The 14,137-nt window shown below is 56.2% G+C and carries 12 protein-coding genes and 1 pseudogene; 5 read left to right on the top strand and 8 right to left on the bottom strand.

What is annotated here, in order from left to right; translation table 11 throughout:
• Positions 1 to 141 precede the first annotated feature (141 nt).
• The 6 genes from ACA059_RS11800 to ACA059_RS11825 all read right to left on the bottom strand — a co-directional run bounded on the left by ACA059_RS11800 (position 142) and on the right by ACA059_RS11825 (position 5,967).
• Positions 142 to 345: a hypothetical protein gene (locus tag ACA059_RS11800; RefSeq protein ID WP_497633919.1), complete on the bottom strand. Its 204-nt coding sequence runs from the start codon at positions 343 to 345 to the stop codon at positions 142 to 144.
• A gap of 136 nt (positions 346 to 481) precedes the next feature.
• Positions 482 to 1,849 (bottom strand): aspartate aminotransferase family protein, encoded by a 1,368-nt coding sequence (locus ACA059_RS11805; RefSeq protein ID WP_497452952.1) that lies wholly within the window; start codon positions 1,847 to 1,849, stop codon positions 482 to 484.
• 87 nt (positions 1,850 to 1,936) lie between these two features.
• A complete protein-coding gene (locus tag ACA059_RS11810; protein ID WP_497452951.1) occupies positions 1,937 to 3,283 on the bottom strand; it encodes a glutamine synthetase family protein in 1,347 nt (448 codons plus the stop codon).
• Between the two features lie 32 nt (positions 3,284 to 3,315).
• The gene (locus tag ACA059_RS11815; RefSeq protein ID WP_497452950.1) at positions 3,316 to 3,873 is read right to left on the bottom strand and encodes a helix-turn-helix domain-containing protein; all 558 of its coding nucleotides are present in this window, start codon (positions 3,871 to 3,873) and stop codon (positions 3,316 to 3,318) included.
• 35 nt (positions 3,874 to 3,908) lie between these two features.
• The gene (gene speB, locus ACA059_RS11820; RefSeq protein ID WP_497452949.1) at positions 3,909 to 4,877 is read right to left on the bottom strand and encodes an agmatinase; all 969 of its coding nucleotides are present in this window, start codon (positions 4,875 to 4,877) and stop codon (positions 3,909 to 3,911) included.
• A 10-nt stretch (positions 4,878 to 4,887) separates the two neighbouring features.
• Entirely contained in the window at positions 4,888 to 5,967 is a 1,080-nt protein-coding gene (locus ACA059_RS11825; RefSeq protein WP_497633920.1) for a polyamine ABC transporter substrate-binding protein, read from the bottom strand.
• A 120-nt stretch (positions 5,968 to 6,087) separates the two neighbouring features.
• On the opposite strand from ACA059_RS11825, the gene ACA059_RS11830 reads away from it, so the two are divergent.
• Positions 6,088 to 6,996 (top strand): LysR family transcriptional regulator, encoded by a 909-nt coding sequence (locus ACA059_RS11830; protein WP_497633921.1) that lies wholly within the window; start codon positions 6,088 to 6,090, stop codon positions 6,994 to 6,996.
• A 191-nt stretch (positions 6,997 to 7,187) separates the two neighbouring features.
• Here ACA059_RS11830 and ACA059_RS11835 read toward each other — a convergent pair whose 3' ends face one another.
• Positions 7,188 to 8,099, bottom strand: coding sequence for a LysR family transcriptional regulator (locus ACA059_RS11835; RefSeq protein WP_497633922.1), 912 nt, complete (start codon positions 8,097 to 8,099; stop codon positions 7,188 to 7,190).
• A gap of 107 nt (positions 8,100 to 8,206) precedes the next feature.
• Here ACA059_RS11835 and ACA059_RS11840 point away from each other — a divergent pair, with 107 nt between their 5' ends.
• The 4 genes from ACA059_RS11840 to ACA059_RS11855 all read left to right on the top strand — a co-directional run bounded on the left by ACA059_RS11840 (position 8,207) and on the right by ACA059_RS11855 (position 13,382).
• Positions 8,207 to 9,946 (top strand): amidohydrolase, encoded by a 1,740-nt coding sequence (locus ACA059_RS11840; protein ID WP_497633923.1) that lies wholly within the window; start codon positions 8,207 to 8,209, stop codon positions 9,944 to 9,946.
• Between the two features lie 87 nt (positions 9,947 to 10,033).
• Positions 10,034 to 10,774, top strand: coding sequence for a TorF family putative porin (locus ACA059_RS11845; protein ID WP_497633924.1), 741 nt, complete (start codon positions 10,034 to 10,036; stop codon positions 10,772 to 10,774).
• A 223-nt stretch (positions 10,775 to 10,997) separates the two neighbouring features.
• Positions 10,998 to 12,566: a long-chain-fatty-acid--CoA ligase gene (locus tag ACA059_RS11850; RefSeq protein ID WP_497633925.1), complete on the top strand. Its 1,569-nt coding sequence runs from the start codon at positions 10,998 to 11,000 to the stop codon at positions 12,564 to 12,566.
• A 471-nt stretch (positions 12,567 to 13,037) separates the two neighbouring features.
• Positions 13,038 to 13,382, top strand: a complete 345-nt coding sequence (locus ACA059_RS11855; RefSeq protein ID WP_497633926.1) for a cupin domain-containing protein — start codon at positions 13,038 to 13,040, stop codon at positions 13,380 to 13,382.
• A 52-nt stretch (positions 13,383 to 13,434) separates the two neighbouring features.
• Here ACA059_RS11855 and ACA059_RS11860 read toward each other — a convergent pair.
• Positions 13,435 to 14,099, bottom strand: a pseudogene (locus ACA059_RS11860) (FMN-dependent NADH-azoreductase).
• Positions 14,100 to 14,137 lie beyond the last annotated feature (38 nt).

Consider the following 14,137-nt stretch of genomic DNA (forward strand, 5'->3'; position numbering starts at 1 on the left):
TGCTTCTGGCCGATTTCTGCCGGTCACGACTGACTGAAATCGACCCAGGCTGTGTGAAATTGTTTCAGAGCGAGTTTGACAGTCAGAATCGATGAACAGTTGCTGCTCCCGCAGTGAGTTCTCCTGCGTTCCTTTTCCAGTTCAATGAAGTAACCGCGCCGGATTACCCAGTACCCAAAGCTGATACCCCGACACTGCAGTCATGAGCGCTTTAGCTTCGAGCCGCAGGCGCTCGACCTCCTCGGCCGGCAGCACGCCGTTCGCTTCGTTGTAACGGCGTACTGCTTGCAGAGCCTTGCGCAATAGCGGCTCACCCGCTGCCACCTTCCCAGCAAGGTCGTCCATGCAGTCCTCCAAAGTCGATAATTCTGGAAAATGTAGCAGCCAAATTAAATACGCTGGACTCTGACTAGAACTGGGCTACCAGTGGATCAACTCAGGTTCCACCACCCGGAACCTGAGTTAATACCTGACGCTTAGCTCAACCGAGGATCTCAGTGGCAGTAAGATCCAGGCACTGACGCGCCTTGGTCACCAGTTCATCGATTTCGGCTTTGCTGATCACCAGCGGCGGCGAAATGATCATGGTGTCGCCGACGGCGCGCATGATCAGGCCGTTGTCGAAACAGTGACCGCGGCAGATCATGCCGACGCCCTTGCCCTCGAAACGCTCGCGGGTCTGCTTGTTCTTCACCAGCTCGATCGCACCGAGCATGCCGACGCCACGGACCTCGCCCACTAGCGGATGATCTGCCAGTTCACGCAAACGCTGCTGCAGATAAGGTGCCGTTTCCTCACGCACGCGCTCTAGAATCTCCTCTTCGCGCAGGATGCGGATATTTTCCAGCGCCACCGCCGCTGCCACGGGGTGCCCGGAGTAGGTGAAACCGTGGTTGAAATCGCCACCCTCGTTGAGCATCTCGACGATCTTGTCGCTGACGATCAGCCCGCCCATGGGGATGTAGCCCGAGGTCAGACCCTTGGCGATGGTCATCATGTCTGGCTTGTTAGCGAAGTAGTCGCTGCCAAACCATTCGCCGGTGCGGCCGAAGCCACAGATCACTTCGTCGGCAACGAACAGGATGTCGTACCTGGCGAGGATCTCGCGGATCTTCGGCCAGTAGCTGTCGGGTGGAATGATCACGCCGCCGGCACCCTGAATCGGCTCGGCAATGAAAGCCGCGACCTTGTCTACACCGACTTCGAGGATTTTCTTTTCCAACTGCTCTGCGGCCCAGATGCCGAACTCGTCCGGCGTCATGTCGCCGCCTTCTGCGAACCAGTATGGCTGTGGGATGTGCACGATATCGGGTATCAGACCTCCCTGGGCGTGCATGCCTTGCATCCCGCCCAGGCTGGCACCGGCCACGGTCGAACCGTGGTAGCCGTTGATACGGCCGATGATAACTTTCTTCTGCGGCTGGCCTTTGATCGCCCAGTAGTGACGAACCATGCGCAGCATGGTGTCGTTGCCTTCCGAACCGGAGCCAGTGAAGAACACATGGTTCATGCCGGCTGGCGCGATATCGGCAATCGCCTTGGCCAGTTCCAGCACCGGTGGGTGCGCAGTCATGAAGAAGGTGTTATAGAAGGGCAACTGTTTCATCTGCTTGCTGGCGGCCTGCACCAACTCGTCACGACCATAGCCGACCGCTACGCACCAGAGCCCGGCCATACCGTCGAGGATTTTGTTGCCCTCGCTGTCCCAGATATAGACCCCGTCAGCCTTGGTAATAATCCGTGGCCCCTTCTCCTTCAGCTGTTTGTTATCGCTGAAGGGCGCCAAGTGGTGATCATTGCTCAGTGCTTGCCACTCGAGTGTCTGCGGGTTGCTGACTTGCTTGCTCATAGTTGATTCCTAAAGTCGTACCTGACAAATCTGGAGAACGTTTGCTGTGCCCAACCACGTCAACGCGCGGGAACAGCAAGCTGCCACCTACAGATACCAGCGGTATTCGCGCGCAGCGATCTCTTGCATAAAGGCCAGATGGTCCTGACGCTTGTTTTCGCAGTAGACATCGACAAACTCCGCGCCCAGCCCTTCGCGTATCCGTGGCTCGTGCTGCATGGCACGCACCGCGTCGAGTATTTCCAGCGGGAAGTCGATACCGCTGCTGCGGTCTTCGTTGAGCGGCTCGATCGGTTCATGGCCGGTGACCAGGCCGTTCTCCAGACCAACCAGAATCGCAGCCAGGACCAAGTAAGGGTTGGCATCGGCGCTGGCCAGACGATATTCGATTCGCAGGTTCTGCGGGTCCGACTCGGGAATCCGCACACAGGCATCGCGATCCTCAAAACCCCAGCTGGCCCGCGTCGCGGCGTTCACTGTGCCGCCCAGACGGCGAAAGGCGTTCTGGTTCGGTGCAAAGATCGGCATGCAATGGGGTAGCAGCTCCAGGCACCCGGCAACCGCATGGCGCAACGCCTGCTGATGGTTGGCTGCCAGCAGGTTATTGCCCTTCTCGTCGTAGAGGCTGACGTGCACGTGCATGCCGCTGCCCGGGTGCTGCAAGTAAGGCTTGGCCATGAAGCTGGCGCGGTAACCGTGCTTGAGGGCAACACCGCGAGTGCTGCGGCAAAACAGAGCGGCCCAGTCGGCGGCACGCAGGCCGTCATCGAGGTGACCGAAATTGATTTCGAATTGACCCGGACCCAGTTCGGCTGTGATCACCGTGGTGTCGATGCCTTGGATTCGCGCCGTCTCGACCATTTCATCGAGTACCGGAGAAAAACGCGACAGCCGTTCGATGTGCATATTCGGCTGATCATCCGCATCGTCCGTCAGCAGATCGCGTGGGAACTGTGGTTGTCCATCGCGCAACTTTTTATCGAACAGATAAAACTCCAGCTCGAAGGCCACCACCGGGTGAATGCCTTTGCTGCGCAGGCGATCCAGTACCTGCGCCAGGACTTCCCGTGGCTCGAACTCGATAGGCGTCGCCGTGCCATCGGAAGTAATCAACATCTGCCCCAGCGGTTGTGCTTCCCAGGTCACCGGCTTGAGTGTGCCAGGTATCAAACGACGACGGGCATCCGGGTCGCCGTCGTTGAAGCAGTAGTCGCCAATCTTGAACAGCCCACCCTGCACACCCAGCAGCACGCAGTTTTGCGGCAGCTTCAGAGCGCTGCCGGCGGCAACCTTTTCCAGCATGTCTACCGGGTAACGTTTACCGTAAAAGTGCCCAGGAATATCCAGGGCAATCAGGTCGACGTAGCGGACCTGCGGGTAGCACAGGCGGAACGCACGCACTTCAGCCAACAGGTCTGCACAGACAGCATTCATAGTTGTTTTTCCTTCGATCTTTATAGGTGTCATCAGGTGTAAACCCAAAGAACCCGGGTCGTCTGTTCAGTGAGGTTGCCGTAGCGGAAAAGGGTGTGGCGGGCCAACTGAAAGCTGTCTCCAGGGAACAAGGTGATTGGCTCGTCGTCATCGCCCAGCCATAACTTCAACTCTCCCTCCAGGACGTAACCTCCCTGTTCGGAGCTGTCATTCATATACCGCTCACCACTATTGGCACCGGCCTCCAGCTGGCTTTCGAGCATGGAGAAGGGAGCTGACATCTTCGGTGAGACTAAAATGTCAGTAATACCATTGGCGAAATACAGCGCACGTCGCTCATCCGGTCGAGTCACCCAAGGCAGTTTCTTGGGTTTTGGCAAGCTATAGAAATACGTGGTCGCCACCCCGAGGGTTTCGCTGATCGCCGTCAAATCCGCCACAGTTGGACGTGACAGACCGCGTTCGACTAGCGAAAGAAAATCGACCGTGCAGCCAATTTTGTCCGCCAGTTCCTTCATGGTGCATTTCTTGTGCTCGCGCAGGTCGCGAATAAGGATCGCCAACGCTGCTATTTCTTCTTGTTTGTTCATGCCAAGAGCTCCAAAAGATGGCTCATCGTGCATATTCAACTGACGGGTAATTTGTGCCGCGCGGCATACAGGCAGACCATCTCCATGGCGATGGTCGCGCCGGCCAGCGAAGTCACTTCGGCGTGATCGTAAGGCGGTGAGACTTCCACCACATCCATCCCAACCAGGTTAATACCGCGCAATGCACGCAGGATTTCCAGTGCCTGATGCGTGCTCAACCCGCCGCAGACCGGCGTACCTGTACCGGGTGCAAAGGCCGGGTCGAGGCAGTCGATGTCGAAGGTCAGGTACACCGGGTTATCACCTACCCGCGCACGAATCAGCTCGGCGATAGCCTTCGGTGAGTTGCTGAGAACTTGCCGGGCATCGAGTACCTGGAAGCCCATCGTGTCGTCATTGGTGGTGCGAAGACCGACCTGCACTGAGCGGCCCGGATCGACCAGGCCCTGGCGGACGGCGTGATAGAACATAGTGCCGTGATGGATCCCCTGCTCGCTGTCGTCGGCATCGGGCCAAGTATCACTGTGAGCGTCAAAGTGCACGAGCGACAAAGCGCCGTGCCTCTTCGCATGGGCCTTGAGCAATGGGTAGCTAATGAAGTGGTCCCCCCCCAGAGTCAGCATCCCGCAGCCCGCATCCAGAATGTGATCGGCATGCGCTTCGATGGCGGCGGGAGTCTTCTGCGGCTGTCCATGATCGAAATTGCAATCGCCGTAGTCGATCACAGCCAGATGATCGAAGGGATCAAACTCCCATGGGAAAGGGCGCTCCCAGGCCGTCTGGATCGACGCAGCACGGATTCCCCTTGGCCCGAAGCGAGTGCCTGGACGATTGCTGGTAGCTGTGTCGAACGGTACGCCGCTGACTACCAGATCGACGCCGCTCAAATCACGCGTGTAGCGCCGGCGCATGAAACTGGTGATGCCGCCGTAGGTCGGTTCCGATTGCGTGCCGTAGAGACTTTCACGCGTGAGGGCAAGATCGTTGCCTTGAAATACTTCCACGATGAACTCCTTAATAGTGACTGCGGAAACTAGTCCAGATGCGAGTGCGTTCGCGCTGCATGCGCAGTGGAAGCAGTTGCTCACTGAATAGCCGGGCACGCACTTCCTGTGACGGATAGATGTTCGGATCGCCGCTCACGGCTGGGTCAACCAGAGGGGTGGCGGCGCTGTTGGCATTGGCAAAGAACAGGGTGTTGGTCAGCTCGGCTATCGACTCCGGGCGCAGCATGTAGTCGATGAAGGCGAGCGCAGCCTGCGGGTGCGGTGCGTCCGCCGGGATCGCCATGGTGTCGAACCAGATCAGTGTGCCTTCACGCGGAATGCGGTAAAGCACCTCGAACGGCTGCTTAACCTCGCTGGCACGAGCGGCGGCTGTGGTGGCATCGCCGTTGTAGGTTAGCGCCAGGCAAATCTCACCCTTGGCCAGGTCGTCGATATGCCGGCCAGAGGCGACATAGCGCAGGTTCGGCTGCAACTCGGCGAGCAGTTTCTGCACCTGCTCCAAGTCGGCCTCGTTCGTACTGTAGGGGTCGTGCCCCAGGTAATTGAGGACAATGCTGATCACTTCCTGCGGTGAATCCAGCATGGCGATGCCGCAGTCCTTGAGCTTGCTTGAATATTCCGGCTTGAACAGCAAGTCGAGACTATTCAGCGGCGCATCGGGAATACGCTTCGCCACTGCCTCTTTGTTGAGCCCCAGACCGATCGTGCCCCAGGTGTAAGGCACACCGTAACGATTGCCCGGATCGGAACTGGCAAGGTTGGCCAGCAGGTCGGGGGTGAGGTTGGTGTAGTGCTTAAGTTGTGCCTGGTCGACCGGCTGCAGCGCCTTGGCTTTGATCGCCTGCGCCAGCCCGCTGGAGGCCGGAAACACCACGTCATAGCCGCTGCCGCCGGTTAGCAGCTTACTGCCCAGCGTCTCGGCGCTGTCGAAGATATCGTATTTGACCTGGATACCGGTCTCGCGCTGAAACTCCTTGAGTGCTTGCACCGGAAGGTACTCAGGCCAATTGTAGACATTCAGAACCTTGTCTTCGGCGTGCACGGACAACACGCAACAGAGCGACAAAAGCCAGGGGGCCATACGCATGATTGGGGTCTCTTCAGTTATTTTTATTATTTGGCCGGGACATCCTGCGATGCATTTCGCTTCTGATAAATATGAAGTGTGCTAACTTGGCATCTACCGCTATCAATGTTTGGAATCGCCATGTTCAGTCAAGTTCACGACGTTGATCTTCAGCTTCTTCGGCTGTTTGTCTGCGTAGTCGAGTGTGGCGGCTTTAGCGCGGCTCAAGGCGAACTGGGTATCGGTCAGTCCACCATCAGCACGCAAATGGCCAAGCTGGAGACTCGACTCGGATATCGCCTGTGCGAGCGCGGCAAGTCAGGCTTTCGCCTAACACCCAAAGGTGAGCAGGTGCTTCAAGCTACGCGCAAGCTGTTCACCGCCATCGAACAATTCAAAGGCGAAGCTCAGGGGATGGCAGATAAACTGCTCGGCGAGCTCAAAATCGGTCTATCCGAAGCCCTTGATGTACAGGTGCTGCACCGCGTAGCGCAGGCCATTGGGCGTTTTCGTAAGCGTAACCAGGATGTGCAGATCGAGTTACTCAGTGCCATGCCGGCAGAATTGGAACGGCGCCTGTTGCAGAACCAGCTGCACCTGGCCATCAGCTACTTCTCCGGCCAGCAAAGTGCGCTGAATTACCATCCTCTGTTCAATGAGCAGCAACGACTCTACTGCGGTAAGGGCCACCCGTTATTCGGTATTCCACACCCCAGCCAGATGCAGCTCAGCGCGTGTGACGGAGTGCTCCATCCTTACCGTTTCACAAGTTCGGTCGAACCATTCCAGCCCAACCACAGTAGTGTGAGCACCGAACAAGTCGAAGGAAGTCTGGCCTTTATCCTTTCTGGCGCACACATTGGCTACCTGCCGCGCCACATCGCTGTGCCTTGGCAAGCCCGAGGCCTGTTGCAGGCATTAGGGCCAGAAACGTTAGAATTCAACGTGCAATTCCACTTGGCCAACCATAGTGGCCGCCAACCAAGCGAGGCACAGCAAGCCGTGGTTGAAGATTTACTGATTGCGTTCGCCGAAAACTCTGAGATCTGACTAGATTCAGGAGACGCTCCTGAATGGTGAGGCGCGAGTAGAGACACCAATGTGGTCGAAGATTGGGCTCTCACTATCCCGGCGGCAGTCGTTAACCGCACTTTCTTTTATGGTTAACACCCTCCCGCTACCCAGTTTGACCGGAATTAAAGGGAGGGATGATCGCCCTGGTTCAGAACCTCACTGCCCCCTTAATGCAGCGCTTCCTCGTCTAGATAGTTGCTGAGACATTCAATAAAGGCTAGGAGTTTGCGTGTGTGGCGTCTGTGTGCCGGATAGATCACATGGACTGTAGAACCGAATTGCTCCGGGTCCGGGTCTATATCGGGGAGCAGTTGCACAAGTTCGCCACGCCGCAGATAGGGAGCAGCACTCCACTGTGGACAGAATTGCATTCCCTGCCCATCCAACAGCGCACTAAACAAAAGATCATAGCTATCGCTAGATAGGCGAGGCACCGGCTGCAATATGCGCCGGCGCTCGCCTGCATGGGTCAACCACCAGTAATGCGGGTTCAGTGCAGGGTGTCGATAGATCAACCAGTCATGTTGATCGAACGTTTGCGGTAGGACTTCAAGAGGCTTGCGCTGTAGATAGCGTGGGCTAGCGTAAAGTCGGATACGGTTGACGGTCAGTGGTCGGGCGATCAGATCCGGCCCAACAGGTCCGTCACGCACAGCAAGATCGTAGCTGCCCTCAAGCAGGTCCACGAACTCTTCGGTGAGAACTACCTCAAGACGCATCTGTGGGTACCTATCAAGAAAGCGACAGCACACCGCATTCAGAAACGCCGGAGCGTAGGACGGTGGCGCCGCTACTCGCAAAGTGCCACACATCTCCTGCTGGAGTTGGTCAAGATCTTCCCGAGCTTGCTGCAGCTGAATTAGCACCTGTCGAGCGCTTGCCAGATAGATCTGTCCGGCCTCGGTCAGGGCAATTCGGCGGGTAGAGCGCTCAAAAAGACGTGTGCCTAATTCCGTCTCAAGGTGGGTTACCGCCCGGGTCAGAGCCGACGTGGTTTTGCCCAGGTAGGAAGCCGCGCGCGTAAAACTGCCTTGTTCCGCCGTGGCGACGAACATAGTGATAGCGCCGAGCTGATCCATTCACTTTTACCTTTTTGGAAAGTATGTGTTTCGCTGTTTAAGTATTCTTTACATCGCCTCCATTGGATAGTCTCCCGGATACTCTAATAAAAAAAGGTGTTCGGGCGATGAAGAAGATTCTCAGGGCGACGTTAACCATGGCGATTGCTTTTTCATCTATGGAAAGCATGGCGGCAGTCGATCTGCTTTTGTACAACGGCAAGGTGTTCACCGCCGAGCCGGGTCAGCCCCAGCAACAAGCCATAGCGGTGGCCGATGGCCGGATCCTCAAGGTCGGTAGTGATATCGAGATTCTTTCGCTCAAAGATGCCATGACCCAAGTGGTTGATTTGAAAGGTAAGGTCGTCATGCCAGGCTTTATTGACAGCCACAGCCATGCCATCTTTGGCGGGGTGAAACTCAAGGCGGCCGACCTTGAAGGACAAATGCTGCCCTTCGACGAACTGGAGCAGCGTTTGCGCGCGTGGCGAGATGATGGCAAGGCGCGACACGGCGACATACTCAGTATTGGTGGTTTTCCCTCTACCTACTGGAGTGAAGTGGCTCAACTTGAAAAGCACTTCAATCGCGGTGAATGGGTTGATACACCGATCGTATTCATAGGTTGGGATTACCACACTGGTTGGGCCAACAAGGCGATGCTCAAGCGAGCAGGTATCGATGCCGAGCGGGTCAAGTCGCTCAAGGGCGAAGCCGTGGCGACCATCGGCCACCATGAGGACAGCACTCCCAATGGATTCGTCGCAGATGCCGGATTGTCTGCGGTGATGTCTCAGCTTCCTTCTCCTTCCTTCGATCAGTTGATGGCTGCGGGCCGGGCGGCGCGTGATCTGAACCACAGTCTGGGAATTACTGCCCTGATGGACCCAGCGGCCAATACCATGCCTGGCGATGCGGTATTCGACTTCAAGCCTACAGCACAGACGTTGGGGGTTTTACCTGTCTACAAAGCACTGTCGGAAAAAGGTGAGTTGGAGTTGCGGGTGGCCGCTCTGATGGTTGCCAATCCGAAGAGCAAACCAGCGGATTTGGACGTGCTGAATGAGGTCAGAAAGCAGTTTGTCGGCGTCGATAATCTAAGCCTGCCTGGCATCAAGATATTTGCCGACGGTGTCGCCGAGTTTCCTGCTCAAACGGCATCGTTGCTGACCCCCTATAAAAACTCGAAAAAAGGTGGAGAGCTGTTGATCGACCCCGCTCATTTCGGTGAATTGGTCAGTGCCGCAGATGCCCGTGGCTGGCTGGTCCACGTACATGCAATTGGGGACCGGGCGGTAAGGGAGTCTCTCAATGGGATCGAGAGGGCACGCCATGACAGACAGAGTGGCGTGACACACTCGATTACCCATTTGCAGATGGTCAATCCCAAGGAATTCACCCGTTTCAAACCGCTGAACGTCATTGCTTCCATGCAGCTGTACTGGGCCTCTGCCGACGAATTGAGCATTGATTTACTCAAACCCTACATCAGTGCCATGCAATTCCAATTCATGTATCCGGCGCGCTCGCTGCTGAAAAATGGCGCAACCATTGCCGGTGCCAGCGACTGGCCGATCAGTACCCCCAACCCGTGGAAAGCCATAGGTCAGGCCATCAGCCGCAAAGGCCCCAAGGGAGTGCTCAACAAGGATGAGGATATCGATCGTGAAACGATGTTCTACGCCTACACCCGCAACGCCGCCCGTGCGATCGGTCTAGATAAGGAGATTGGCTCTCTCGCCGCGGGCAAACAGGCTGACCTGATCATCCTCGATCGCGATGTGTTCAGCGTGCCCGATGAGCAATTGGCTGACACCCAAGTGCTCAAGACCTACTTTTCCGGGCGCGAAGTCTACAGCCACCCATAACCCCCCAACGTATGCCTGACCTGTGCCCTTCGGGGCACGGGAAGAACGAAGTCTTGCCTGCCAATAATAATAAACAGGATTCGACCTATGCATCGCCTTGCCCTTACGACCGCTGTCTGCTGCACGCTTATGCCTTTTGCTGCCTGGGCTGTGCCGCTGACTGACGACCTGCAACTGGAGCTCAAGCCGCAGGTGGTCAGCGATTACCGCAGCCGCGGATTGTCCATGACACTTGGCGACCCCGCTGCGCAGTTGGAAGCCACCTTGATACACAGTAGCGGTGCTTACGCGGGTGTCTGGACCTCAAACGTCGACTTTGGAATGAACCTGAAAACGCGACTTGAACAAGATTACTACGCAGGCTTTTTCATTCCATTCAATGACGATGTCAGCCTTGATGTGGGGTATCTCAAGTACACCTATGCCAAGGAAGCACAGTTCAACATGAGTGAGGTCTACGCCATCCTCAAAGCCTACGGCTTCAAGTTCGGCAGTTATTACTCCAACGACTTGAAGAACTTTGTAGGGAAAGACCAGGACACGCTCTACACCTACTTGGGGTACAACCATGAGATTGTGGATCAGGTCGGTCTGGAGGTCCGCTATGGCCGTTTCGACTTCAAGGATGATGTGTTTTTGTCAAACAGTGGCAAGGCTCGAGGTGATTATCACGAATGGGAAGCCAAGCTGACCCGCAGCGCATTTGGGGTCAACTGGGGCCTTAGCTACGTCGACACGGATCTTTCCGAGAGCGAGTGCGCGAGTTACTACGGTTACACCGACGTCTGCACGGCGACCGTGGTAGTCAGTGCCAGCAAGACATTCTGATCAAAACCTTCAGTTAAGAAACTTGCACTGTTGAATGCTTGCAGGTTTTTCGGGCGGTGCTTTTGCGCCGCTTTTAAAGGCTGGAAGGGACATAGATTTATTTCCGCGTTCTAGGTGTCTGTTTCGGAGTTTGGCATCGGGGCAGATGCCTGAACGAGGCGCCACAATCAGCGTGCGAGTATCGGTAGCTGGACTCTTTAAAAAAACAAGATAGGAGATTTCGATGTACTTGACCCAAGGGTTGCATCGCCATATGCAACAGCGTCCTGAAACACCGGCCATTCGTTACCAAGGTCGTAGTCTGAGCTTTGCCCAGTTGGGCGACCGAGTCGCCCGTCTGGCCGGCGCACTAAAAGACCTGGGCGTGACCAGCGGCGAGCGGGTGGCGATGCTTTCGCTAAACTCGCAGCGTTACATCGAATACTATCTGGCGGTCCCTTGGGCCGATGCCGTGCTCAACCCGGTGAACATCCGTTGGAGCGCTGCGGAGATCATTTATTCATTGGACGATTCTGAAACCTGTGTACTGATCGTCGACGACAGTTTCCTGGATCTGGCAGGAAAAATCAGTGCTGCTGCGAAAACCCTGCGTCTGATGATTTATGCCGGCGAGGGCGAAACCCCGTTGGGCATGCTCAACTACGAAACGCTGATCACCCAGTATGAGCCGGTCGAAGATGCCCTTCGTGGTGGCGATTCTCTGCTGGGCGTCTTTTATACCGGTGGAACCACGGGCTTCCCCAAAGGGGTAATGCTCAGTCATAACAATCTCGTTTTATCAGCCTTGGCCACTTTCAACCAGACCGGGATCGGACCTCAGACTATCTTCTTGCATGCCATGCCGATGTTCCATATAGCCGATCTGTCGGCAATGGTCTCACTGTTCATTAGCGGCGGTACGCATGTGGTGTTATCAACCTTCAAACCGCAGGAGGTACTTGAATGCATCGGCCTGGAACGGATCAGCAATACCAGGCTGGCGCCGACCATGCTGCAGATGCTCCTCGATTGGCGCGAAGTCAATCCCGCTGCGGCCCAACTTGATCTGAGCGCGCTAAGGAAAATCACTTATGGCGCTTCGGCAATCTCTCCGGCACTGCTCGACCAAGCCCGCCAGTCCTTTTCGGCAGCCGACTTCATCCAGGGCTACGGCATGACCGAACTGTCTCCCTTCGCATGCATCCTCAATGCCGAGTATCACTGCGAGGAGCATCAGCGCAGCGGTAAGATGTACTCGGCGGGGGTGCCGGTCAACTGCGTTGAAATCCGTATCGTTGATGCCGAAGATCGGGAGGTGCCGCGTGGCACCGTGGGGGAGATCGTCGCACGCGGGCCTAATGTCATGCTCGGTTACTGGAACAACGTGCAAGCCACTGCCGAAGCGCTGCGAAACGGCTGGATGCACACTGGCGATGGCGGCTACATGGACGAAGATGGCTTCGTCTATATCTGCGACCGGCTGAAGGACATGATTGTGAGTGGCGGGGAGAACATCTATACCGCCGAGGTCGAAAACGCCATCGTCAGACTTCTGGCCGTTACCCAAGTCGCAGTAATAGGCATTCCCAGCGACAAGTGGGGCGAGACGGTTCACGCAGTGATCGTTTGCAAACCTGGAGCACGCATCTCCGAGCAAGAGGTTATCGCCCACTGCCGCGAATGTATCGCCGGTTACAAGGTTCCGCGTAGTGTCGAGTTCCGGGAATCGTTGCCATTGTCCAGTGTCGGGAAAGTGTTGAAAACCGAACTGCGCAAGCCGTTCTGGGAGAACCGTGCTCGTCAAATTGCCTAGAACGTCGGTGCGCATTGCAGCGATTCGCTGACTCGAACCGCGATAAATCGCATTGGCAGTAAAACTGACGAAGTGCTGATTCAGAAGACTGGTTCGACTTGGCATTGTCTGCACCTTGGATACGGTGCAGATCATCAGGCGACACGCAGCCATAGCTAGCGAAGGCTCTCCCATGGCTTTTTCGGCTTGGCTGCAATTGCAGTGGGAAAAGTGCTTTAGGTCATGACAAGTTTTGGTATTTAACGTGCAACAGCGACAGCATCCCTAGAAGGCATCAGTTATTTAGGGGCACGCCCTGAACCTAGTAGCCGCAAATAAACAGGCAGAATTGTTGTTGTCGACAGACTGCTTTTGGCCGATAACAGCTTGTCGCGAAGGGCGGCAATCGACCCTTTGTCGCCTCCCGACTGATCACACCTTTTAGGGTGTCTACTTCTAGTCAGGCCCTGTACGTACAGAGGGGAGCGCGCGATGAGCAACGAACAGGTGGCACCTGAGACGAAAGGCGTTACGGTGAAGTTACTGGCAACGATTGACCTGGGGCCTGAGATCGAGGGTATGGCAGGGCGCCAACTTAGAATGCGCAGGGTGACCATCGAGCCTGGAGGCGTCTTCGGGCCGATTCACAACCATACAGACAGACCAGGCACCGTCTACATTCTGCAAGGAACGATCACTGACCATCGAAATGGAGTCGCCACGGATTATGGTCCGGGAGTGGGCTGGCCCGAGGACAGGAACACCACACACTGGCTTGAGAACAGAGGCACGATAGCGGCGGTGGAGATCTCGGTCGATATTGTCAGGCAAGAGTAAGCTCAGGACCAAAAGGGACCACCCATTAGCCGGTCTCAAGTCAAGGCTTGCCTCAACAGTAGGGGGCCTGAAGCGTCAACGATAAACTGTCTGCCAGGCGCCTGGCCTGCTGAGTCGCGTCCTCACGCGCGCGCCGATCAACGTCTTCCCCCAGGATGGTTTTCTCCACAATCACCGAATGCACATCCGTGACGCCGATAAATTTCAGCCAGGCTTCCACGTAGGGCTTCTGGAAATCGAAGCGCTCCGCCGGTGTGATCGACTGCGCCGAAAAATCCAGGCCGCGGGCGTACATCACCACGGCGAGTTTGTTGTGCAGCATGCCTTCCAGACCGCGTTCCGGGTCGACGCTGAACAGGATGTCTTTCTGCGATACCAGGTCTATGAAGTGCTTGAGTTTGTACGGGATGCTGAAATTCCACAGCGGTACGGACATCACGAGTACATCCGCGCGGGGTTCAGGTGACTTGCCAACTCTTTTAACGTGTTCCAAGTGTCTTGTTGTGCGGGGGTCAACGGCGTGCCATTGAGCCCGGCGTATTTGGCCTCCATGGCCAGATCATCGAATTCCGGCAGAACCATGTTCCAGAGGTCGAGGGTGATGACTTCGGTGTTCGGGGTGTTTGCTTGATAACGCACAATGAAGCTGCGGGCGACTTCCAGGGAAGCCGAACGCTGTTTGCGTGGAGAACACTGAATATGGAGAAGAGTCGTCATGGCACACCTTGAATGATGGGGCAGGGCAGGTGGGAGCA

The organism is Pseudomonas sp. LBUM1647, assembly GCF_059716175.1.